This is a genomic window from Sphingomonas sp. PvP018, from assembly GCF_017876865.1.
GTDB classification, from domain to species: domain Bacteria; phylum Pseudomonadota; class Alphaproteobacteria; order Sphingomonadales; family Sphingomonadaceae; genus Sphingomonas; species Sphingomonas aerolata.
Genome location: NZ_JAGIOU010000001.1, coordinates 2,914,552 through 2,936,361 on the forward strand (window position 1 = coordinate 2,914,552; position 21,810 = coordinate 2,936,361).

The 21,810-nt window shown below is 70.3% G+C and carries 26 protein-coding genes; 21 read left to right on the forward strand and 5 right to left on the reverse strand.

Going from position 1 to position 21,810, the window contains the following annotated elements; all coding sequences use genetic code 11:
• The first annotated feature begins 99 nt into the window (after window positions 1-99).
• Together tolB and pal are read left to right on the forward strand one after the other, a co-directional pair.
• Window positions 100-1,485, forward strand: coding sequence for a Tol-Pal system beta propeller repeat protein TolB (gene tolB, locus J3A66_RS12990; RefSeq protein WP_166746367.1), 1,386 nt, complete (start codon window positions 100-102; stop codon window positions 1,483-1,485).
• Between the two features lie 52 nt (window positions 1,486-1,537).
• The gene (gene pal, locus J3A66_RS12995; RefSeq protein WP_031395926.1) at window positions 1,538-2,065 is read left to right on the forward strand and encodes a peptidoglycan-associated lipoprotein Pal; all 528 of its coding nucleotides are present in this window, start codon (window positions 1,538-1,540) and stop codon (window positions 2,063-2,065) included.
• Between the two features lie 224 nt (window positions 2,066-2,289).
• Here pal and J3A66_RS13000 read toward each other — a convergent pair whose 3' ends face one another.
• From J3A66_RS13000 to J3A66_RS13015, 4 genes are all read right to left on the reverse strand, one after another.
• Window positions 2,290-3,156, reverse strand: a complete 867-nt coding sequence (locus J3A66_RS13000; protein ID WP_209569250.1) for a S1/P1 nuclease — start codon at window positions 3,154-3,156, stop codon at window positions 2,290-2,292.
• Window positions 3,153-4,082, reverse strand: coding sequence for an isoaspartyl peptidase/L-asparaginase (locus J3A66_RS13005; protein ID WP_209569252.1), 930 nt, complete (start codon window positions 4,080-4,082; stop codon window positions 3,153-3,155). The genes J3A66_RS13000 and J3A66_RS13005 overlap by 4 nt, the downstream gene beginning before the upstream one ends.
• Window positions 4,083-4,090: 8 nt before the next feature.
• Complete coding sequence (locus J3A66_RS13010; RefSeq protein WP_192007995.1) at window positions 4,091-5,272, reverse strand: acyltransferase family protein; 1,182 nt, start codon at window positions 5,270-5,272, stop codon at window positions 4,091-4,093.
• Between the two features lie 84 nt (window positions 5,273-5,356).
• Window positions 5,357-5,878 (reverse strand): DUF1993 domain-containing protein, encoded by a 522-nt coding sequence (locus J3A66_RS13015; RefSeq protein WP_209569254.1) that lies wholly within the window; start codon window positions 5,876-5,878, stop codon window positions 5,357-5,359.
• 115 nt (window positions 5,879-5,993) lie between these two features.
• On the opposite strand from J3A66_RS13015, the gene ispG reads away from it, so the two are divergent.
• The 5 genes from ispG to J3A66_RS13040 are packed head-to-tail and all read left to right on the forward strand — an operon-like array spanning window position 5,994 to window position 9,152.
• Entirely contained in the window at window positions 5,994-7,133 is a 1,140-nt protein-coding gene (gene ispG / locus J3A66_RS13020; protein ID WP_031440350.1) for a flavodoxin-dependent (E)-4-hydroxy-3-methylbut-2-enyl-diphosphate synthase, read from the forward strand.
• Window positions 7,134-7,169: 36 nt separating this feature from the next.
• Window positions 7,170-7,403 carry an AbrB/MazE/SpoVT family DNA-binding domain-containing protein gene (locus J3A66_RS13025; RefSeq protein ID WP_209569257.1) on the forward strand — a complete coding sequence of 78 codons (234 nt, stop codon included), beginning with the start codon at window positions 7,170-7,172 and terminating at the stop codon, window positions 7,401-7,403.
• Window positions 7,400-7,780: a type II toxin-antitoxin system VapC family toxin gene (locus J3A66_RS13030; protein ID WP_209569259.1), complete on the forward strand. Its 381-nt coding sequence runs from the start codon at window positions 7,400-7,402 to the stop codon at window positions 7,778-7,780. Before J3A66_RS13025 ends, J3A66_RS13030 begins: the two co-directional genes overlap by 4 nt.
• Window positions 7,777-8,679: a DMT family transporter gene (locus J3A66_RS13035; protein ID WP_209569262.1), complete on the forward strand. Its 903-nt coding sequence runs from the start codon at window positions 7,777-7,779 to the stop codon at window positions 8,677-8,679. Before J3A66_RS13030 ends, J3A66_RS13035 begins: the two co-directional genes overlap by 4 nt.
• Window positions 8,676-9,152: a GNAT family N-acetyltransferase gene (locus J3A66_RS13040; protein ID WP_107930615.1), complete on the forward strand. Its 477-nt coding sequence runs from the start codon at window positions 8,676-8,678 to the stop codon at window positions 9,150-9,152. The genes J3A66_RS13035 and J3A66_RS13040 overlap by 4 nt, the downstream gene beginning before the upstream one ends.
• 113 nt (window positions 9,153-9,265) lie before the next feature.
• On the opposite strand, the gene J3A66_RS13045 is transcribed toward J3A66_RS13040, so the two are convergent.
• Window positions 9,266-10,417 carry a DUF1176 domain-containing protein gene (locus J3A66_RS13045; RefSeq protein ID WP_209569264.1) on the reverse strand — a complete coding sequence of 384 codons (1,152 nt, stop codon included), beginning with the start codon at window positions 10,415-10,417 and terminating at the stop codon, window positions 9,266-9,268.
• A gap of 90 nt (window positions 10,418-10,507) precedes the next feature.
• On the opposite strand from J3A66_RS13045, the gene J3A66_RS13050 reads away from it, so the two are divergent.
• The 14 genes from J3A66_RS13050 (at window position 10,508) to J3A66_RS13115 (ending at window position 21,802) form a co-directional block, all read left to right on the forward strand.
• Window positions 10,508-11,377 carry a 3-hydroxyacyl-CoA dehydrogenase NAD-binding domain-containing protein gene (locus tag J3A66_RS13050; protein WP_209569266.1) on the forward strand — a complete coding sequence of 290 codons (870 nt, stop codon included), beginning with the start codon at window positions 10,508-10,510 and terminating at the stop codon, window positions 11,375-11,377.
• Between the two features lie 139 nt (window positions 11,378-11,516).
• Window positions 11,517-12,026 (forward strand): hypothetical protein, encoded by a 510-nt coding sequence (locus J3A66_RS13055; RefSeq protein WP_209569268.1) that lies wholly within the window; start codon window positions 11,517-11,519, stop codon window positions 12,024-12,026.
• Entirely contained in the window at window positions 12,026-13,348 is a 1,323-nt protein-coding gene (locus tag J3A66_RS13060; RefSeq protein WP_209569270.1) for a terminase family protein, read from the forward strand. The genes J3A66_RS13055 and J3A66_RS13060 overlap by 1 nt, the downstream gene beginning before the upstream one ends.
• Before the next feature lie 358 nt (window positions 13,349-13,706).
• Window positions 13,707-14,828, forward strand: coding sequence for a phage portal protein (locus J3A66_RS13065; RefSeq protein WP_192069546.1), 1,122 nt, complete (start codon window positions 13,707-13,709; stop codon window positions 14,826-14,828).
• Window positions 14,828-15,145, forward strand: a complete 318-nt coding sequence (locus tag J3A66_RS13070; RefSeq protein ID WP_245336819.1) for a DUF6127 family protein — start codon at window positions 14,828-14,830, stop codon at window positions 15,143-15,145. Before J3A66_RS13065 ends, J3A66_RS13070 begins: the two co-directional genes overlap by 1 nt.
• Window positions 15,142-15,597, forward strand: coding sequence for an HK97 family phage prohead protease (locus tag J3A66_RS13075; protein WP_348634049.1), 456 nt, complete (start codon window positions 15,142-15,144; stop codon window positions 15,595-15,597). Before J3A66_RS13070 ends, J3A66_RS13075 begins: the two co-directional genes overlap by 4 nt.
• A gap of 294 nt (window positions 15,598-15,891) precedes the next feature.
• Window positions 15,892-16,884, forward strand: a complete 993-nt coding sequence (locus tag J3A66_RS13080; RefSeq protein WP_209569272.1) for a phage major capsid protein — start codon at window positions 15,892-15,894, stop codon at window positions 16,882-16,884.
• A 117-nt stretch (window positions 16,885-17,001) separates the two neighbouring features.
• The gene (locus J3A66_RS13085) at window positions 17,002-17,349 is read left to right on the forward strand and encodes a head-tail connector protein (RefSeq protein WP_209569274.1); all 348 of its coding nucleotides are present in this window, start codon (window positions 17,002-17,004) and stop codon (window positions 17,347-17,349) included.
• Window positions 17,346-17,729: a DUF3168 domain-containing protein gene (locus tag J3A66_RS13090; protein WP_166746353.1), complete on the forward strand. Its 384-nt coding sequence runs from the start codon at window positions 17,346-17,348 to the stop codon at window positions 17,727-17,729. Before J3A66_RS13085 ends, J3A66_RS13090 begins: the two co-directional genes overlap by 4 nt.
• Before the next feature lie 13 nt (window positions 17,730-17,742).
• Window positions 17,743-18,150: a phage major tail protein, TP901-1 family gene (locus tag J3A66_RS13095; protein WP_159512218.1), complete on the forward strand. Its 408-nt coding sequence runs from the start codon at window positions 17,743-17,745 to the stop codon at window positions 18,148-18,150.
• Window positions 18,151-18,319: 169 nt separating this feature from the next.
• A complete protein-coding gene (locus tag J3A66_RS13100) occupies window positions 18,320-18,634 on the forward strand; it encodes a gene transfer agent family protein (protein ID WP_209569276.1) in 315 nt (104 codons plus the stop codon).
• Entirely contained in the window at window positions 18,634-18,828 is a 195-nt protein-coding gene (locus tag J3A66_RS13105; RefSeq protein ID WP_209569284.1) for a phage tail assembly chaperone, read from the forward strand. The genes J3A66_RS13100 and J3A66_RS13105 overlap by 1 nt, the downstream gene beginning before the upstream one ends.
• Window positions 18,821-19,381, forward strand: coding sequence for a tail tape measure protein (locus J3A66_RS13110; RefSeq protein ID WP_209569286.1), 561 nt, complete (start codon window positions 18,821-18,823; stop codon window positions 19,379-19,381). Before J3A66_RS13105 ends, J3A66_RS13110 begins: the two co-directional genes overlap by 8 nt.
• A 144-nt stretch (window positions 19,382-19,525) precedes the next feature.
• The gene (locus J3A66_RS13115; protein WP_209569288.1) at window positions 19,526-21,802 is read left to right on the forward strand and encodes a DUF2460 domain-containing protein; all 2,277 of its coding nucleotides are present in this window, start codon (window positions 19,526-19,528) and stop codon (window positions 21,800-21,802) included.
• Window positions 21,803-21,810: the final 8 nt, after the last annotated feature.

Below are 21,810 nucleotides of genomic sequence, written 5' to 3' on the forward strand. Positions count from 1 at the left end.
GGCCGGGGCCCAGGTGGAGAGGTTTTCGTGACGGCGCGCACCGTGCTTGCAGCAGCGTCTCCCAGCTGGGCCCCGGCCTTCGCCGGGGTGGGGTCTGGGGTGAGGGCGGTGCTTGCTTCGGTCGGCGTGTTGGCACTCGTTGCCGGCGGTGCGGCCAGTGCGCAGGATGCGCCGGCGCCCGTTCCGCAGGCGGGCACGCCGGCGGCGGCGGAGGATCAGTCCGGCGGGCTGGTGGTCGACGTGACGGGCGGGATCTCCGCGCCGATGCCGATCGCGGTGCCGGTGATGCCGACGTCCGCGGTGGTGTCGACGCCGGCGGGGTCGACCGACGTGCTCGGCCGGCAGCTGGCCGATATCGTCACCAACGACCTGCGCAATTCGGGGCTGTTTACGCCGCTCGCCCCCGGGCAGCTGCGCGCGATCGGCTTTCCCGAGGTCACCGCGCCGGGGTTCGATTACTGGGGCAGCACGGGTGCGCAGGCGCTGGTGCAGGGCTTCATCCGCGCGAATGGCGACGGGAACCTGACGGTCGGCTGCTATCTGTACGACGTGTCGTCGCGCGCCGAGCTGACCCGACAGGGGTTCGTCGTGCCGCCGTCGGACTGGCGGCGTGCCGGGCATAAATGCGCGGACATGGTCTATACGCGACTGACCGGCGAGGGCGCCTATTTCGACAGCCGCGTCGTCTATGTCTCGGAAACCGGGCCGAAGAATCGCCGGATCAAGCGGCTGGCGATCATGGACCAGGACGGTGCGAACCACCGGTTCCTGACCAACGGCCAGTCGATCGTGCTGACGCCGCGGTTCGCGCCGAACCAGCAGTCGATCGTGTATATGAGCTATGTGAACAACCGGCCTGCGATCTATGTCTATGACATCGGCACCGGGCGGCAGCGGCTGGTGGTGCAGAATGCCAGCCTGACCTTTGCGCCGCGCTTCTCGCCCGATGGCCGCAACATCCTGTTCTCGATGGCGCAGGGCGGCAATACCGACGTGTACCGCGTGTCGAGCCAGGGCGGCGCGCCGCAGCGGCTGACCAATTCGCCCGGCATCGATACCGGCGGCAGCTATTCGCCCGACGGATCGAAAATCGTGTTCGAGAGCGACCGGTCGGGCGGGCAGCAGATCTATGTCATGAACGCCGACGGATCGAACCAGCAGCGGATCAGCTTTGGCGGCGGGCGCTATGCGACGCCGGTATGGAGCCCGCGCGGCGACCTGATCGCGTTCACCAAGCTCGGCGGGGGGTTCCGGATCGGGATCATGAGCCCGAGCGGCGGGGGCGAGAAGCTGCTGACCAACGACTGGCAGGACGAGGGGCCGAGCTGGTCGCCGAACGGCCGCGTGATCAACTTCTTCCGCTCGGGACGCGGTGGCGGCGGCAAGGCGGACCTGTGGTCCGTCGACCTGACGGGCGTCAACGAGCGCAAGATTCCGACCCCGCTCGACGGGTCGGATCCAGCCTGGGGCCCGCTGCGGCCCTAGACCGATTATGTAATCTATGTTGGAATATGTTCTGACCACGGGAGAAGATGTGATGGCCAAGTTTACGACAACGCTGCTGTGCGCGACCGCGCTGATCGCCGTCGCGGGCTGCGCCAAGAAGCGCCCCGAGACCCTGCCGCCCGCCCCCGTCGATTCGTCGGCGGGCGTCGACCCGACCGGCGGGCTGGCCAATGGCGGCGCGAACGGCGCGATCGTGCCCGGGTCGGACGCCGATTTCCGCCGCTCGGTGCAGAGCAACACGGTCAACTTCGCGCTCGACATGTACGATATCGATCCGACCGCGCGCGCGATCCTCGACAGCCAGGCCGAGTGGCTGGCGCGCAACCCCAATGTCCGGATCACGATCGAGGGGCATTGCGACGAGCGCGGGACGCGCGAGTATAACCTGGCGCTGGGCGACCGGCGGGCCAATTCGGCGAAGAACTATCTGGCGGCACGCGGCGTGTCGGCGTCGCGGATGACGACGATCAGCTATGGGTCGGAGCGGCCGGTGGCGCAGGGGTCGGACGATGCGGCCTGGGCGGAGAATCGCCGGGCGGTCACGATTGTGCTGAACTAAAAGCGTTTATTGGCGGGGTGTTGGGCTTTTGCTCTTCCCTACGCCTCGTCATCCCCGCGGAAGCGGGGATCCAGACTGGCTGACGGTCGGGCATGGTCGCGAGGGTAGCCGGTCTGGGTTCCCGCCTTCGCGGGAATGACGGGGGGGGCTTGAGCCTCGTGCCCTCACCCTCCCATGCGCAAGGGCGCATGGGCCCCTCCCTCTCCCCCGGGGGGAGAGGGGTTTTAGGTCAGGGCTTTGTCTAGGAGCTTTGCCAGGCGGAGGCCGCCTTTGCGGACTTCTTCGCGGGAGACGGGGGCGATGCGGGCGATCGTGGCTTCGTCGAGTTTCACGCGCGGGGGGACGGGGGCGCAGGCGTCGCCGCCCAGCGCCGACGCATAGGTGACGTCGTGCGCGACCTGCCAGCTTTCGCGGCTCCAGTCGGCGACGGTGCCCGCCGCGATGCGCGCGCGTTCGGCGGCGGGGTAGCGGCGGACGAGCGAGGGTGGCGCGGAGATCGCGCGTTCGGCGAGCGTGCCGTCCCAGACCGAGTGGAGATTGAGCCGCGCGGGCGCGTAGATGCCGTAATCGGTCTTCACGTCGTTGCCGCCCTTGTCGTGGCGATCGCCCGCGTGGAGCGGCTGATGCAGGTCGCCGACGAAGTGGATGAGGAAGGCGAGTGCCTGGACGCGGTCGTGCGGCGAGGTCCTGCGGTCGCGGAGCAGTTTCACGTCGCGGTCGATCTGCGCGGAGACACAGTCGCCGTCCTTGCAGGCAGGCGTCAGGTCGAACGGCGCGCAGACATCGACATTCTGGTAATGCCAGCTGTACGCGAAGCCGAAGCGCGATTTGCCGTCGGCGGTCTTGAGCGGCTTTATGCAATCCGCCCAGACACTTGCCTCTTCGATCGTGCCGGCCGGGCATTCGGGGGTGTCGAGCAGCGCCTGCTGCGCGAGGATGCGGCGGATCGCGACCTTCGTGCGCGGCGCGACATTGGCATAGGCGATCTGCGCGACCGTCTCATGCCCATATTCCCAATAAGCGGTGGCGGGGGCGGCGGTCAGCGCGGTCGCGGCGAGCAGGCCGAGCGCGGTCAGGGGCTTGCGAATCATGGCTGCTCACTAGCGTAGATGGCGACGCTGCGCGCGCCCTTTGCAGACGCGGTGCCGCGGTACATGCCCGGCGTGGTGAACGACCAGGCCATGGTGCCATCGGGGGCGACGACGATCGCGCCGCCGGTGCCGCCGAGCGCGCGGACTTCGGCGAGGACCGCCTCGGTCGCGGCCTGAAGCGACTCGCCGGTCAGGCGGACGCGCGCGGCGATCTCATGCCCGACGCCGACGCGCAGGAAGAACTCGCCCGAGCCGGTGCACGAGACCGCACAGGCGCGGTCGTCGGCGAAGGTGCCAGCACCAATGACGGGCGAATCGCCGATCCGGCCCCAGCGCTTGCCGGTGACGCCGCCGGTCGAGGTGGCGGCGGCGACATGACCGTGCGTGTCGCAGGCGACCGCGCCGACGGTGCCGTATTTCATGTCGACGTCGAACATGTCGCCGCTCGCCTGAAGCTCGGCGAACTGGCGGCGGCGCTCGTCGGTGGCGAACCAGTCCTGCTCCGCCTGTTCGAGGCCGTGCTCGCGCGAAAACGCGTCCGCGCCGGTACTTGCGAGGAAGACGTGGCGGCCGTCGTCGAGGATCGCGCGCGCGAGGCCGACCGGGCTGCGAGTCGCGGTGGCGGCGGCGACGGCGCCCGCGGCGCGCGTGCGGCCGTCCATGATCGCGGCGTCGAGCTCGATCCCGCCGTCATGCGTGAAGACCGCGCCGCGCCCCGAATTGAAGTGCGGATCATCCTCGAGCACGCGGACCGCGGCCTCGACCGCGTCGAGCGCGGTGCCGCCGCCCGCGAGCACCGCGGAGCCGGCGTCGAGTGCGCGCGACAGGCCGGCGCGCGCGCCCGAATCCTGCTCGGCGGAGAGCATTTCGCGGTCGAGCTTGCCCGCGCCGCCGTGGATGACGAGGGTCCAGTTGGGTTGGGGCATGGGGGCTTTCACAAGGTTGGCGGGGTGGGACGAAGGTGGAGACGCAGCCCGATCAGCGGGCGCAAGGGCGCGACCCTGCGGCCGATCCGGTAGAAGGCGAAGCAGCCGATCAGCGTCGCGGCGAGCAGCATCAGGAACTCCGCCCAGCCGGGAAGACCGGCGGGGAGCAGCGCGTACATGACGAGGACGATAATCGTCTGGTGGATCAGGTAGAAGGGGAACACCGCCTCGGTCAGCATCGGCCGCCAGCGATGGTCACGGTTGAGATGGCGTTCGGCGAGCCCGATCAGCGCGACGATTCCACCCCATTGTTCAAGCGCATGCGCGATGCCGTAGGCGGTATAGAGCCAGTGCGGCTTCGCAACCCCGGCCGGCCAGCCAAGCTCTATACCGAGGATCGTCGCATAGCCCAGCAGCGCGAGCCCGGCGCCGACCTTCCACAGCCGCGCGATCGCGGCGATCGCGGGTTCGGAGCGTGCGAGACCGAAGCCGAACAGGAAGGCGGGGAAATAGGTGATGTGCGCGATCCAGTCGCCGAGCAGCGCCTGGCTCTCGGCCGCCATCTGGAACCACCAGCCATGGACGAAGATGAGCCAGGCGAGCGGCAGGAGCAGCACCAGCCAGCCGCCGAAGACGCGGTCGAAGAGCCGCTGTGCGCCGCGGCTGCGGACATTCTGGTGGCTGCGCAGGCTGCGCGGGCCCCGGACCAGCGCGACGCCGAGCGTCAGGACCGTCGTGTAGACAAAGAGATAGACGACGAACCAGAGGTGGTTCCAGGCGGGCAGCCACAGGCCGTCGAGCGGGGCGAAGCGGAAGGCGTCGTGCGTCCAGAAGGTCCAGTAGCTGCCCGCATAGCCATGCCGGGTGACGAGCTCGACCCAGGGTTGCGGGGGGACGATGACGAGGATGCCGAAGGCGAGCGGCACGAGCAGCCGGTAGCAGCGCGTCGCGAAGAAGCGGACCGGGCCGCTCGACCGGCGGAGCAGCGCGCGGCTGGCATAGCCCGAGACGACGAACAGCAACGTCAGCCGCCACGCATTGGTGGCGAGCATCGGCAGCCGGACCCAGTCCTCGACATGCAGCGACTTCACATGGAAGTTCCACGGCACGAAGACCATCGCGATATGGTAAAGGATCAGCAGGGCGAAGGCGCCGATCCGCAGCCAGTCCATGCCGTAATGCCGGGTCATCGCAGCGCCCTAGGCGGCGGGTGACGGGGCTGCAAGCACGCGCTGCCCCGTCACGCCGGCGCGGGCCCGCCCGGCCCGGCCCGGTCAGGCGGCCATGCGGGGGACGCCGAGGAAATCGCGCTTGCCGAGCGGGACGCCCTGGGCGCGCAGGATCGCGTAGGCGATGCTGGCGTGGAAGTAGAAATTGGGCTGCGAGAAGGACAAAAGGAAGTTGGTGCCGGTGAAGGGCATGACATAGCTGCCGAATTCGAACTTCGTCGCGGCGGTGGCGAGCGTGTCGAACTCGGCCGGGTCATAGGCCTCGAGCGTCGCGATCGCGCCCTGTACCGCGGCGTGGAGCCCGGCGAAATCGGTCGGCCAGGCGCTGCGGTCGGGGGAGAAGACGCCGTCGCGGACGCCCTGCACGCCGCCCGCCGAATGCGCGACGCACGACTTCACCTGATAGCCGAAGGGGAGCATGTCGTCGGCGAGCTTTGCGTCGATCAGCGTGGCGGGGTCGATCCCGCGCTCGGTGGCGAAGGCTTCCGCCTTGTCGAGCAGTGCGTCGAGCGCGCGCAGGACCTGGAGGTTGGAGGGGATCGTCGCATCGTAGAGGGACAGGGTCATCGATCGGGCTCCGGGGTGAGGCGGCAACCTATGGCCGTGCGGCGGCATGTGCCAGCGTTGTTTCGCTCGCCGCGTCCAGCCGCTATATACGGCAGTGAACCCACGAGGAATCTTCATGTCCCTTCGTCCCTGGCGCGATATCACCCGCCGCACGAGCCGCCAGATCATGGTCGGCAACGTCCCCGTCGGCGGCGATGCGCCCGTCACCGTGCAGACGATGACCAACACGCCGACCGACGACATCAAGGCGACGGTCGACCAGATCCGCCGCTGCGAAGAGGCGGGCGTCGACATCATCCGCGTCAGCTGCCCCGACGTCGAATCGACCAGCGCGCTGAAACAGATCGTCCGCGCGAGCCGCGTGCCGATCGTCGCGGATATCCATTTCCACTATAAGCGCGCGCTCGAGGCGGCGGATGCGGGCGCGGCGTGCCTGCGGATCAACCCGGGCAATATCGGGTCGGCGAGCCGCGTGAAGGAGGTCGTCGATGCGGCCAAATCCAATGGCTGCGCGATCCGGATCGGCGTGAACGGCGGGAGCCTCGAGCGGCATCTGCTCGAAAAATATGGCGAGCCGTGCCCCGATGCGCTCGTCGAATCGGCGCTCGATCATATCAAGTTGCTGCAGGACCATGACTTTCACGAGTTCAAGGTCGCAGTGAAGGCGTCCGACCTGTTCCTCGCGGTGGCGGCCTATCAGCAGCTCGCCGAACAGGTCGACTGCCCGCTGCATCTCGGCATCACCGAGGCGGGCGGGTTCGTCGGCGGTACGGTCAAGTCGGCGATCGGGATGGGCAGCCTGCTCTGGTACGGGATCGGCGACACGATCCGCGTCTCGCTCTCGGCCGAGCCCGAGGAAGAGGTGCGCGTCGGGTTCGAGATCCTGAAGGCGCTCGGCATTCGCAACCGCGGCGTGCGTGTCGTGTCGTGCCCGAGCTGTGCGCGGCAGGGGTTCGACGTGATCCGTACCGTCCAGGCGCTGGAGGAGCGGTTGCAGCATATCCGCACGCCGATGTCGCTCAGCGTGCTCGGCTGCGTCGTGAACGGGCCGGGCGAGGCGCGCGAGACCGATATCGGGATCACCGGCGGCGGCAACGGCAAGCACATGGTGTATCTGTCGGGGGTCACCGACCATCATGTCCAGGACGCGGATATGGTGAACCATATCGTCAAGCTGGTCGAGGCCAAGGCGGCGGAGATCGAGGCGGCGGATGCGGCGGTCGCGGCGCTGGTGCCGGAGATGGCGGCGGAATAGGTCCGGTGCTATGCGTCGGGTACTGGAGGCTCGGCCATGACCTATCATGCCAAGGTGATCACTGGCGGCAAGATCGTGATTCCGGCGGACCTGCGCCGGGAATTGGGCATCAAGGACGGTGACTCGATCGTCCTCGAAGCGAACAACGCCGACGGCATTCTGCTTCGCCGTGAGGACCCCGATGCGGCGCTGGCGCGTCTGCGTCGCGGGCTGAGCGGATATAGCGTCGACCAGTTTCTTCACGAGCGACGCGCCGACTGGGGCGAATGAGACAGGTCATCGATGCGTCGGTCGTGCTGGCCCATCTTCGCGGTGAGCCGGGCGGCGATATTGTGGTTCGCGACGATGGCCCTTTCTGCCTGTCCAGCGTCAATCTGGCCGAGATCATGACGAAGGTAATCGACCTCAATCTTTCAGCGGATGACGTGACGAGTGTGCTCAAGACGCTGCCGATCGATAGCTTCGCCTATGGCACGGAAGACGCGGTGCGGACGGCGACGTTGCGCACGGCAACGCGACCGCTGGGTCTCTCGCGCGGCGATCGGGCGTGCCTTGCGCTCGCGACGCGCCTGGCGGTGCCGGTGTTGACGGCAGATACCGCGTGGGCCGGGCTCGATCTGGATATCGAAGTCCGCCTGATTCGATGACAGCCCGGCTCGTTTCGCCTGCTCTGGCCTTTGCTGTCGCCGCGCTCGGGATCGGGTTGTTCTCGGTGATGGACGCGGTGATGAAGTCGCTGGTGCTGGGGATCGGGGTGTATAACGCGCTGCTCTGGCGGCAGATGGCGAGCGTCGGGCTGGGGGCGGTCGCCTGGAAGCTCGGGCGGAGCGGGCGGCCGAGTGGGCGGGCGTTGAAACTCCATCTTGCCAGAGGGTTGGTGACCGCGGCGATGGCGCTGCTGTTCTTCTGGGGGCTGGCGCGCGTGCCGATGGCACAGGCGATTTCGCTGACCTACATCTCGCCGATCCTCGCGCTGCTGCTTGCCGCCGTCACGCTGGGCGAACGCGTCGGGCGCCGGGTCGTGGTCGCGTCGGTCGTGGCGCTGGGCGGGGTCGGGATCGTGATGATCGGGCATGGCCGCGAGGGCGCGGCGGGGGCGGCGAGCCTGACGGGGGTCGCCGCGGTGCTGGGATCGGCGCTGCTCTATGCGGTCAATCTGGTGATCGCGCGGGTGCAGGCGCAGGCGGCGCGGCCGGGCGAGATCGCGTTCTTCCAGGCGATGGTGGTGACCGCGACGCTCGCGCTCGCCGCGCCGTGGCTGGCGGTGGTGCCGGACGCCGCGACGTGGCCGCGGCTGTTGCTGGCGGCGGGGCTGGCGACCGCGTCGCTGTGGCTGCTCGGCTGGGCCTATGCGCACGGCGACACGGGATTTCTGGCGACGACCGAATATAGCTCGTTCGTCTATGCCGCCGGGCTCGGCTATCTGGTGTTCGGCGAGCGGGTGTCGGCGTTTACCGCGTGCGGCGCGGGTGTCATCGTCGTCGCATGCCTGTATGCGGCGCGGCGGCGCGATATCGCGCAGACGTCGATGGAGGCCGCCGCATGACCCAGATCCGTTCCGCTACCCGCGCCGATACCGGCACGATCCTGCGCTTCGTGCGCGAGCTTGCGGCGTTCGAGCGCGAGCCCGATGCGGTCGAGGCGACCGAGGCGACGCTGGGCGAGGCGCTGTTCGGGGATGCCCCCGCGGCGGAGGCGGTGATCGCGGACGGGCCGCAGGGGCCGGTCGGTTTCGCGGTGTTCTTCCACAATTTCTCGACCTGGACGGGGAAGCGCGGGGTCTATCTGGAGGATCTGTACGTGACGCCCGAGGCGCGCGGGCAGGGGGTCGGTGGCGCGCTGCTGGCGCATCTGGCGGGGATCGCGATCGACCGCGGGTGCGCGCGGTTCGAATGGTCGGTGCTCGACTGGAATGCGGATGCGATCGCGGTCTATCGCAAGCTCGGCGCGGTGGGGATGGAGGACTGGACGATCCAGCGGTTGACGGGGGATGCGCTGGTGCGGCTGGCGGGGCGGTAGGAGCGTCGTCATCCTGACGGACGTCGGAAGCCAGAGCCACGCAGGTCAGCGCTAAGTCACTCTGGGTCCTGACTTTCGTCAGGATGACGGAAGAAGAAGATGACGGGCGTGCGTCAGTTGCGGGCGACTGTGGTGCGCCAGATGACGGGCCAGGTGATCGCGCCGCGGCATTCGCCAATCATGCGCATTTCGGCGAGGCGGAAGCGGGTGCCGTCCCAGACATAGTCCTGGCCGACGCCGCAATCACCGATGCCGCGGCCCTTGGCGTAGGAGCTGAGCAGCCCGGTCTTCGGGTCGTAGCCCGCGTTGACGAGCGCGGGTTTCGCGCCGGGCTCACCGAATTGCGGGGGCAGGTCGAACGGCGCTTCGCTGGCCTTGCCGTCGCGGACGATCAGCGCGCGGGTGATGACATTATACGCGCCGGATCCGCAGGATAGCAGGACGAGATCGGTCGTCGCGTCGAGTGCATAAGTCTCGTTGGTGACGGGGCCGAACTGGTCCGCGGCACAGCCGGTGCGCTGGCGCATCTGTGCGACGAGCGGGGCTGCGGGGGCCTGCGCGCGGCGGTCGGTGAGCGGGGCGGCGAGGATCGTCGGGAGCGCGGGCGGGGTGGTCGCGGGCGGCGTGTCGCCGGTCGCGACGAGCGCGGTGGCGGTGTCCGCGCGGCCTTGTTGCGCGTCGGCATAGCGGAGCGCGGCGGCGGCGCCGGTGATGACGACGGGGATCGTGCGGCCGTCGAGTCGCGCGGTCATCGCGGTGCCGGTGGCGAGGCGGCGGGCGAGCGTCATCGCCACCGGGCCGGTGACGGTGAAACGCCGGTCCTCGCCCGGATTGCCGCTGGCGAGCGGGGTGCCGTCGATCGCGACGACGACGCGGCGCAGCGCGCTGCCCGGCGTGCCGATCGTCACCGATACGGGGGCGTCGGCGGCGGGGCCGCGCTCGACCACGACCGAGAGTTCGGCGATACTCGAATCGTCGGGCGCCATCGAAACCGCGGTGCAATAGGCACCGTTGTCACAGGCAATTCCCCAGGCGCCGAAGGTCTTTACGCTGGTCGGGCGGGGTCGCGCTTTCGAGTCGATGGCTGGCTCCGCGGGGGCCTGCGGGCCAGCGCCGCGCGTGACGGGGCGCGGTTTGGGGCGGGCGGGGGTTTCGAGCGGGACGGTGGCGTCGTTGGGCGCGCCGGTGTTGCCGCTGGGGCTGCAGGCCGTCGCGGCCACCAGAACCGAAACGGGCAGAAGCGAAACGAGAACTGGATAGCGCATGCGACCTCCTGACCGGTCTGGCGGCGACGGTCCCGCTTCGATAGGGGCGAGCCCATAGTCGAACAACCGGCAATAGAGATGGAGAGTGCGATGCAGACGATCGGCGTAATCGGCGCGGGACAGATGGGCGCGGGGATCGCGCAGGTCGCCGCGCAGGCGGGCTACCGCGTGCTGCTGGCCGATATGGGCCTGCCCCAGGCCGAGGCGGGCAAGGCGGGGATCGGCAAGGCGATGGCGCGGCTGGTCGAGAAGGAGAAGATCACCGCCGACTTCCGCGAGACGACTTTGGCCAATATCGAGCCGGTCGCGAGCGTCGCCGAAATGGGCGACTGTTTCATCGTCGTCGAGGCCGCGACCGAGCGCGAGGCGATCAAGCGGACGATCTTTGCCGAGGTCGGCAAGGTGCTGAAAGCGGACGCGATCCTGGCGTCGAACACCTCGTCGATCCCGATCACGCGACTGGCGCAGGCGGCGCCCGATCCGGCGCGGTTCATGGGGGTGCATTTCTTCAATCCCGTCCCCGTCATGCGGCCGATCGAGCTGATCCGCGGGCTGGCCACGTCGGACGCGACGGTCGCGGCGGTCGAGGCGTTCGCCGAAAAGCTCGGCAAGCAGGTCGTGCATGCGAACGACGCGCCGGGGTTCATCGTCAACCGTGTGCTGCTGCCGATGATCAACGAGGCGTGCTTCGCGCTCGGCGAAGGCGTGGCGGGGGTGCGCGACATCGACCTGGCGTGCCAGCTGGGGCTCAATCATCCGATGGGGCCTTTGACTTTGGCCGATTTCATCGGGCTCGACACGTGCCTGGAGATCACCCGCGTGCTGTTCGAGGGGACCGGCGATCCGAAGTTCCGGCCCGCGCCGCTGCTGGTCAAATATGTCGAGGCGGGGTGGTTCGGACGCAAGACCAAGCGCGGCTTCTATGACTATTCGGGCGCGGAGCCGGTGCCGACGCGCTAACCAGATCGGTTATTCGCCCTTGACATCGTCACGCTGTTCTGGCACATAACGGGAACGATGACGAATTGCGAGTCGGGCCGGACGCGGTCGGGGTGATCCCCCGGCGGCGGACCGGCCCGATCCATTTGGGGGATGGTGCATGGCGGCGGGGGCGGGCGGGAAAGCGGGGCGGTTGCAGGTGCGCAAGGCCGCCAGGGGCGGCTGGACGCCAGCCAAGCGCGCGGCGTTTCTCGAGCATCTGGCGGCGACGTGTAACATCGCGGCGTCGGCGCGCGCGGTCGGGATGGCGCCGCGCGGGGCGCATGCGCTGAAGGCGCGCGACGCGGTGTTCGCGGCCGACTGGGCGCGGGCGATCGAGGCGGCGTACGAGACGCTCGAAGTGCGGTTGCTGGCCTATGCGCTGGGGGACGCCGAGGGGGAAGCTGAGGCTGAAGCTGACGGGGATGCGGAGGCGGAATTGCGCGGGGCGCATTTCGATCCGCGGGTCGCGGTGCAGGCGCTGGGGTTTCGCAAGCGTGGGGGCGCTGCCGTTGGATCGGGGGCGGGGACGCTGTGCAAGCGCGTATCGCTGGCCGAGCTCGAGGCGGTGCTGGTCGCGCGGCTCGATGCGCTCGACGCGCAGGCGGCGGCCGTCACGGGGGATGCGTGATGGCCGATAGCGGGGGTGCGACGTTCGATCCTGCGGTGCTCGCGCGGTTGCGGGGGTTGCCGCGGGGGCAGCTGGTGACGCTGCTGCGCGGGCTGTCCGAGGCGGAACTCAGGACGCTGCACGAGAGCTGGGCGATCTGGGCGTTGCCGGGGCAGCGCGAACCCGCGGGCGACTGGCAGGTCTGGCTGATCCGCGCGGGGCGCGGCTTCGGCAAGACGCGCGCGGGTGCCGAATGGGTGAGCGCGCTAGCCCGCGCGATGCCCGGCGCGCGGATCGCGATGGTCGGGGGGACGATGGGCGACGTCCGCAAGGTGATGGTCGAGGGCGAGAGCGGGCTGATCGCGGTGGCGCAGGCGGGCGAGACCTATCGCTGGCGGCGCGACGCGGGCGAGTTCGTGTTCGACAGCGGCGCGCGCGCGTTCGTCTATTCGGCGGAGGCGCCCGAGAAACTGCGCGGGCCCGAGCATCATGCGGCGTGGTGCGACGAGCTGGCCAAGTGGCGCTACGGCGACGCGACCTGGGACAATCTGATGATGGGCCTGCGGATCGGCGACCGGCCGCGCGTGCTGGTGACGACGACGCCGCGGCCGGTGCCGCTGATGCGGCGGCTGCTCGCGTTGCCGGGGCTGTTCGAATCGCGCGGGGGGACGGGGGAGAATCCGTTCCTGCCCGCGTCGTTCGTGGCGGCGATGACCCAGACCTATGCGGGGACGAGGCTGGGGCGGCAGGAGCTGGACGGCGAGCTGATCGACGATGTCGAGGGCGCGCTGTGGACGCGCGACCTGCTCGAGCGGCAGCGCGGCGGGGTGGTGCCGGCGCTGGTGCGCGTGGTCGTGGGGGTCGATCCGCCCGCGGGGACGGGCGGCGATGCGTGCGGGATCGTGTGCGTCGCGCTGGGCGATAACGGGCTCGCCTATGTGCTCGAGGATGCGAGCGTTGCGGGCCTGTCGCCCGAGGGCTGGGCGCGCGCGGTGGCGGAGTGTGCGGCGCGGCACGGCGCGGACCGGGTGGTCGCGGAGTGCAACCAGGGCGGGGAGATGGTGCGCAGCGTGCTGATGGCGGCGGACTGTGCGCTGCCGGTGCGGCTGGTGCATGCGAGCCGCGGGAAGGTGGCGCGGGCGGAGCCGGTGGCGACCTTGTACGAGGGCGGGCGGGTCTTTCATGTCGGGGCGTTTCCGGCGCTGGAGGACGAGCTCTGCGGGCTGGTGAGCGGGGGGTATGTCGGGCCCGGGCGCTCGCCGGATCGGGCGGATGCGCTGGTGTGGGCGCTGACGGAGTTGTGCTTGCGGCGGCGGGTTAAGGTGGGGGTGCGGGTGGTTTGAGGGGGGGTGGGGCCGGCCCGGCCCCCCCGTCCGTTCGTGCTGAGCGTAGTCGAAGCACTGGCGCGCGGGGCCTGCCCTTCGACTTCGCTCAGGGCGAACGGGGTGGGGGTGGGGGCTTTGCGTTCTCCTCCTCCCGTTCGTGCTGAGCGTAGTCGAAGCACTGGCGCGTGGGGCCTGCCCTTCGACTTCGCTCAGGGCGAACGGAGGGGTTGGGGGTGGGGTTCGAGCCTCACGTGCCCTCACCCTCCCACGCGCAAGAGCGCGTGGGCCCCTCCCTCTCCCCCAAGGGGAGAGGGGTTTTTGGGTCCCTCTCCGCTTGGGGGAGAGGGGTTTTTGTTACGGTTTTCGGGAGGATTCTATGGGGTTGTTCGGGTGGAAGTCCGGGCGGGAGGGCGCGCGGCCGGCTTTGTCGGGGGCGGGGAGTCTTGGCTGGGCGGGGGCGGGCGGTGTCGCGGGGGCGCGGGGGTATGAGGCGCAGGTGCGCGAGGCGTATCTGGGGAATGCGGTGGCGCAGCGCGCGGTGAAGCTGGTCGTCGAGGGCGTCGGGTCGGCGCCGCTCGACGGGTCGGATCCGGCGCTGGTCGCACTCGTCACCGCGCGGTCGGGGGGGCAGATGCTGATCGAGACGGTGGCGGCGCAGCTGCTGCTCCACGGCAATGCCTATGTCCAGGTGCTGCGCGATGCCGATGGCGGCGCGGCCGAGCTCTACGCGCTGCGGCCCGAGCGGGTGAGCGTCGAGGCGGATGCGGGCGGGTGGCCGGCGGCGTATCGCTATGCGGTGGGCGCGCGGGTGACGCGGCTGTCGGCGGATCCGGTGCGGCCGCAGGTGATCCACCTGAAGGCGTTTCATCCGGTCGACGATCATTACGGGCTGGGGTGCCTGGGCGCGGCGGCGGCGGCGGTCGGGATCCATAATGCGGCGGCGCGGTGGAATACGGCGCTGCTCGACAATGCGGCACGGCCCTCAGGAGCGCTGGTCTATGATCCGGGGGACGGGTCGGCGCTGTCGGCGGACCAGTTCGCGCGGCTGAAGAGCGAACTGGAGGCGTCATTTGCGGGGAGCGGGAATGCGGGGCGGCCGATGCTGCTCGAGGGCGGGCTGAAATGGCAGGCGCTGAGCCTGACGCCCGCGGACATGGATTTTGCCGGCACGCGCTCGGCGGCGGCGCGGGAGATCGCGCTGGCGTTCGGGGTACCGCCGATGCTGCTCGGGCTGCCGGGCGACAATAGCTACGCCAATTACCGCGAGGCGAACCGGGCGCTGTGGCGGCTGGCGATTTTGCCGCTGGCGACGAGCGTGCTGACGGGGATCGCGCAGGGGTTGTCGGGCTGGTTCGAGGGGGCGGCGCTGCGCGTCGATCTCGACCGGGTGCCGGCGCTGGTCGAGGACCGCGAGCGGCTGTGGGGGATGGTCAGCGCGGCGACGTTCCTGAGCGATGCGGAGAAGCGCGCGATGCTCGATGTGAAGGAGGGGGCGTGATGGGCACGGTGATGGATGGGCATGTGCTGGCGCAGCTGATGGCGCAGGGGGCGGAGCGGGGGGCGGACCTGGTGACGCTGCGCGCGATCGCGGAGGAAGCGGGCGAGCTGGGCGCGACGCGCGCGCTGGCGCGGCTGGGGCTGAGCGACGAGCGGGCGCGGGGTGACGTGGCGGAGCTGCGCGAGCTGCTGGCGGCGTGGCGCGATGCGAAACGGTCGGTGTGGAAGGCGGTCGCGGGGTGGATCGCGCGGCTGTTCGTGGCGCTGATGCTGGCGGGGCTGGCGGTGAAGCTGGGGTTCGCGGCGTGGCTGAAGTGATCCCTCGATACGCCGTCTCGACAGGCTCGACAGCTACTCGGGACGAACGGGGCGGGGTGGCGTTTGCGGGCTATGCGGCGGTGTTCGACGTGGTCGATCGCGCAGGCGACGTGATGCGGCGGGGGGCGTTTGCCGGGGCCGGGGTGGTGCCGTTGTTGTGGCAGCATCGCGGTGGAGCGGTCGGGGTGCTGGCGTCGGTTGCGGAGGATGCGCGGGGGCTGCGGGTCGAGGGGGTGGTCGAGGATCCCGAGCTTGCGGGGCTGGTGCGGTCGGGGGCGGTGGCTGGGTTGTCCGTCGGGTATCGGGCGGTGCGGGTCGTGCAGGGGGCGCGGCGGGTGCTCGAGGCGGTGGAGCTGGTCGAGGTGAGTCTGGTGGGGGTGCCTATGCAGGGACTGGCTCGGGTGGAGGTGGTGGGGGTGGCGTGTCGTGCTGACGCGCTTCCGTCATCGTGACTCGTTCCGGTCATCCTGACTCCTTTCCGTCATCCTGACGAAAGTCAGGATCCAGAGCCGTAGGGGACGGCGCTTGGGGCTCTGGATCCTGACTTTCGTCAGGATGACGCGGGGGTGGGGGCGGGGTTTTTAGCCTCGCGTGCCCTCACCCTCCCGCGCTTTGCGCGGGCCCCTCCCTCTCCCCCGGGGGGAGAGGGGTTTTGGGGTGGTGCTCGCCTTGGGCTTGGCACCCACACACGGTTTTTCAGGCGTCCTTCGGGGCGCCTTTTTTTGTGTCTTGGCAGGGAGATGGACATGACGGTGATGGATCGGCCGATGCTGGAGGGGGCGGCGCCTTCGGGGGCGTTTGCGGGGTTCGTGCGGAGTGGCGCGACGATCGAGATGAAGGCGTTTACCGGGGTCTCGGGCGATGCGGGCGGCTATGCGGTGCCGCGCGAGGTGGATGCGCAGATCGATGCGGTGCTGAAAGGGATCTCGCCGATCCGGAGCATCGCCAATGTCGTGAAGGTGGGCTCGGCGGGGTATCGCAAGCTGGTCACGACGGGCGGCACGCCGTCCGGTTGGGCGGCGGAGAATGCGGCGCGGCCCGAGACGGCGACGCCGGTGTTCGTCGAGATCGTGCCGCCGACCGGCGAGCTCTATGCCAATCCGGCGGCGAGCCAGGCGATGCTCGACGATGCGGCGTTCGACGTCGAGGCGTGGCTGGCGGGCGAGATCGCGATGGAATTCGCCAAGGCCGAGGGTGCGGCGTTCGTCGGCGGATCGGGCAGCGGGCGACCCAAGGGCTTCCTGACGCAGCCGACCGCGGCGACCGCGGACGGGGTGCGGGCGTTCGGGACGCTGCAATATCTGGCCTCCGGGACGGCGGGGGATTTCTCGGCGAGCCCGCAGGAGCGGCTGATCGACCTCGTCCAGGCGCTGCGCGCGCCGTATCGGCAGGGGGCGAGCTTTGTCATGAATGCGAGCACGCTGGCGCGGATCAGGAAGTTCAAGACGAGCGACGGGGCGTTCGTGTGGGCGCCGAGCCTGGCCGCGGGGCAGCCGGCGACGTTGCTCGGCTATCCGGTGATCGAGGCGGAGGACATGCCGGACATCGCGGCGAATGCGCTGTCGATCGCGTTCGGGAATTTCAAAGCGGGGTATCTGATCGCCGAGCGCGCGGAGACGGTGATCCTGCGGGATCCGTACTCGAACAAGCCGTTCGTCAATTTCTACGCGACCAAGCGGGTCGGTGGGTGCGTGACGAATTCTGAGGCGATCAAGCTGATGAAGTTTTCGGTCAGCTGATCGGGGTGTGAGGGGGGTGGGGTTTTTAGCCTCACTTGCCCTCACCCTCCCACGCGCAAGGGCGCGTGGGCCCCTCCCTCTCCCCCGGGGGGAGAGGGGTTTTTTCGGGAGAATCCTATGGGTGAGCAGGGGGTGCCGGTGGCCGTGGTGGCGGACGCGGTGGTGGCCGTGCGGGAGGTGTTGCGGCTGGAGGGGAGTGGGGAGGCGGCGTTGCTGGGGCGGGTCTGTGCGACGGCGATCCTGGTCTGCGAGGCGTTCGTCGGCGGGGCGATCGTCGCGCGGGTCGCGGGCGACGGCGCGGCGGAGAGCTGGGACGCGGTGCCGGCGCCGGTCGCGCAGGGGGTGGCGATGCTGGCGGCGCATCTGTTCGATCACCGCGAGAGCGACGCGGTGCCGCCCGCGGCGGTGGCGGCACTGTGGCGGCCCTATCGGCGGCTGCGGCTGAGCCCGGAGGTGACGGCGTGAGTGCGCGGGGGGTGCTGCAGGCGGGGGTGGTCGCGCGGCTGCAGGCGGTGCTGGAGGGCGGGGTGTATGACGCGCCGCCGGTGCGCAGCGCGCTGCCTTATGCGGTGGTCGACGAGCCGGTGCTGAGCGACTGGAGCACGACGACGTGGCGCGGGCGCGAGGGGCGCGTCGTCGTGACGCTGCACGATGGCGGCGAGCGGCCGGTGCGGCTGCGGGCTGCGCTGGCGGCGGCGGAGGAGGCGGTCGAGGCGCTCGACGCGGATCTTGGCGAAGGGTGGCGGCTGGTGCGCGTGCAGATGCTGCGCTCGCGCGTGCTGCGCGTCGGCGAGCGGTGGCGGGGCACGAGCGAGTTTCTGGTGCGGATGTACCGCGAAAGTTGAGGGGGAGACGGACATGGCGGTGGAGAAGGGGAGCGCGTTCCTGCTGAAGGTCGGGAACGGCGCGGCGACGCCCGTCTATGCGACGGTGGCAGGGCTGCGGACGACGCAGATGTCGGTGAACGGCGAGGCGATCGTGGTGACGACGAAGGATTCGGGCGGCTGGCGCCAATTGCTGTCGGGGGCGGGGGTGCGCAGCGTCTCGGTGTCGGGGGCGGGGGTGTTCACGGGCTCGGCGGCGGAGCTTCGGATCAAGGCGAGTGCGCTGTCGGGGGTGCTCGACGATTACCGGCTGGCGTTCGAGGGGGGCGACACGATGACCGGGCGGTTCCTCGTGTCGCGGCTGGATTATGCCGGGGATTTCAATGGGGAGCGATCCTACACGCTGAGCCTGGAGAGTTCGGGGGCGGTGGTGGCGGGGTGAAATTTCCCTCTCCCCTTGGGGGAGAGGGAAGGAGGAGCCGAAGGCGACGGGAGGGTGAGGGGTGGTTGGGATGGGGGTCCTTGGCCTCACTTGCCCTCACCCTCCCACGCGCAAGGGCGCGTGGGCCCCTCCCTCTCCCCCTGGGGGAGAGGGGTTTTGGAGGAATTTCATGATTGATGTGGCGAATGGTGTTCGGGGGGAGGGGGCGCTTCGGGTGTCCGGGGAGACGCTCGTGGTGCGGCCGAGTTTTGCGGCGCTGGTGGCGGCGGAGGAGGAGCTGGGGCCCTTGTTCGCGCTGGTCGAGCGGGCGGCGGAGGGGAAGCTGGGGGTTGGCGAGATGGTGGCGCTGTTCTGGCATTGCCTGCGTGATTGCCCCGAGGGGCTGACGCGCGAGCGGCTGGGGGAGGCGGTGGTCGAGGCGGGGCTTGCCGTCGCGACGCCGGTGCTGCGCGGACTGCTGCGGCAGATCCTGGCGGGGCGGTGATGCGGACGTTCGCGGACGCCGCGGGGCGGCTCGCGGGGTTTGCCGGCGCGGTGCTGGGGTGGAGCCCCGACGCGTTCTGGCACGCGACGCCCGCCGAGCTGGGCGCGGTGGTCGCCGCGATGACGGGGGACATGCCGACGCCGCCCGATGCGGCGGCGATCGCGCGGTTGCAGGAGGCTTTTCCCGATGGATGACGATCTGGAGCCCGTGCTGGTGCGGGTGCGCGGCGACAGCGCGGCGTTTGCGCGCGACGTCGCGGCGATGCGCGGTGAGCTGGACGACGTGCTGGGCGTGGGGGCGGAGCGTGCGGCGCTGCGGCTCGAGACGGCGCTGCTGCGCGCGGTGAAGACGGGGACGTTCGGGTTCGAGGAGCTGAAGGGCGTCGCGCTGTCCGCACTCGATGCGATTGCGGGGGCGGCGTTGAAGGCGGGAATGGGGTCGCTGTTTGGCGGGAGCGGGGGCGGCGGCGGGCTCGGGGAGGCGCTGGCGGGGCTGGTCGGCGGGTTGCCGGGGCGTGCGACCGGGGGGCCGGTGTCGCCGGGGCGGGCCTATGTCGTCGGCGAGCGGGGGCCCGAGCTGTTCGTGCCCTCCAGCAGCGGGCGGGTCGAGGCTGGCGGTGCTGGTGGCGTGCGGGAGGTGCGGGTGGCGATCACCGTCAATGCGGCGGCGGGGGCGGCGCCGGGGGTGCTCGCGCAGTCGGGGCGGCAGGTGGCGCGGGCGGTTCGGGCGGCGCTGGCGGTGGAGTGAGGGGGGCGGTGGAGTGAGGGGGGCGGTGGAGTGAGGGGCGCGAGCCTCACGTGCCCTCACCCTCCCACGCTTCGCGCGGGCCCCTCCCTCTCCCCCGAGGGGAGAGGGGTTTTGGTTGCTCTCCTTTGGAATTGGAGATGGTTCATGGCGCAGTGGGTGTGTTCGGGGCGGACGGGGCAGGTCGAGGGGACGGTGTCGCGGTTTGATCCGCGGTTCTGGACGGTGGATTTTCCGCGGCCGATGATGGCGTCCGTCGTGACCACGGGGCCGGATGCGCTGCGCGTCGATGCGGTGTTCTACAGGGCGGATGATCTGGCGGGGCTGATCTGGGCGGCGGAGGATCGCTATGATCATCCGTTGCTGCGCTACGAGACCGCGCGGGATTTTCGGGCGTGTCGGCTGCGGTTCCGGTGGCGGTCGGGGGGTGTGATGCCGCTCGATGCGATCAATGGCCCGACGCTGACGATCGAGGGGCGCGATGCGGCGGGCGTCGCGCGGGCCTGGTATGTGCGGTTGTGGAATTATGCGGTGGGGACGCCGGAGGATGCGCTGGTGTCGCTCGATTTCGCGGCGCTGGTCGGCGGGTTCGACCTGCCCGAGGACAGCGAGTCCGTCTGGGCGGGGGATATCGACCGGATGTTCGTGTCGCTGGTGCCGCCCGACTATCGCGGGGTGGACGCGCCGCTGGCGGGGATGCGCGAGGGCTGGGTCGAGCTGACCGAGATGGCGTGCGAGGGGCCGGGATCGGTGCTCGCGATCGGCGAGGCGGTGGTGCCCGAGCATGGGCTGCGGATCGCGAGCGGCTATGACGACAGCTATAACCTGACGCCCGCGCGGCTGCTGCGCAACGCGCTGCACCTGGGGTATCGGGGGAACATCGTCCATTATGTGGGGATGAGCCATTATTTCCGGCTCGAGGGCGTTGGCGGTAGATTTTACGTGTCGCTGGCGGGGGGCGTGCTGAACGCGGCGTGCGCAGCGTGGCACCGGGATTTCGCGGGGCGCGCAAAGGCGCTGGGCTACGGCGTGATCTGGTCGCTGAGCTACGAGCTGTTCGACGCGCATTGCTGGAACGACTGGAAACAGCGCGCCGCCGATGGCGCGCCTGCGCTGACGGGATGGGAGCCGCCGTCTACGCTGCTGTCGCCAGCGCATGGCGGGGCGATGGCCTATCTGCAGGCGGTGGCGCGCGCGTTTGTCGGGCTCGCGGTGGCGGCGGGGTTGCCGGCGCAGTTCCAGGTCGGCGAGCCCTGGTGGTGGGTGATGCCCGACGGGCGGCCGTGCCTCTATGATGCGAGCGCGGTCGCGGCGTTCGCGCCGGTGGCGATGGCGAGCATCCGCGGGGGCAAGAGCGCAGAGCAGATCGCGACGCTGGAGGCGGCGGGGGCGTGTCTGGCGGCGTCGACCGCGGCTTTGGTTGCGGCGGTAAAGGGGGAAGTGGGCGGGTGCGTGACGCATCTGCTGACCTATCTGCCGACCGTGCTCGATGCGGGAGCGCCCGAGGCCAAGCGCGCGAACATGCCGGTCGGCTGGGCGTCGCCGGCGTTCGATGTGCTCCAGCTCGAGGATTATGACTGGGTGACCGCGGGGGACGTCGCGTCGTCGGCGGATGCGGTCGCGCTGGTCGAGGGCCGGCTGGGCTATCCAGTGGCGCGGCAGCATTATCTGTCGGGGTTCGTGACCGCGCCCGAGCGCGCAGGCGACTGGGCGCGGATCGAGGCGGCGGCGGTGGCGGCGCGCGCGCGCGGCGTCGGCGAGACGTTCGTCTGGGCGCTGCCGCAGGTGATGCGCGACGGGTTCGTGCATTTCGAGACTGAGGAAGGAGACGGGGCCGTGGACGCGCATGACGACGTGCTGTTTCCGCTCGCGCTGGGGCGCGAGGCGGAGGTGATACCGGGGTTTTCGACCGCGATCCTGACGAGCGCGGGCGGCGCCGAGCAGCGCAACGCGGCCTGGGCGGAGGCGCGGACGAGCTATGATGTCGGGCCGGGGCTGCGGAGCGAGGCGGATATCGGCGTGCTGCTGGCGTTCTTCCGCGCACGGATGGGGCCGGCGCGCAGCTTCCGGTTGCGCGATCCTTTCGATGCCGAGGCGGTCGGGGAGGTGCTGGGGGTCGGCGACGGGATCGCGCGGCGGTTCGCGCTGGTGAAACACTATGACGCGGCGACGCGGCGGATCACGCGGCCGGTGGCGGGGAGCGTGTCGGTCGCGGTCGATGGCGTCGCGACGTCGGGCTTCTCGGTGGTGGCCGGGGGGTGGGTGGTGCTCGACGCGGCGCCGGCGGCGGGCGCGGTGGTGAGCGCGGGGTTCGCGTTCGACGTGCCGGTGCGGTTTGCGGAGGACCGGCTGAGTGTGGCGCGGGCGACGTTTCTGGCGGGGGTCGCGGCTTCGGTGCCTTTGGTGGAGGTGCGGGAGGGGTAGGCTTCACG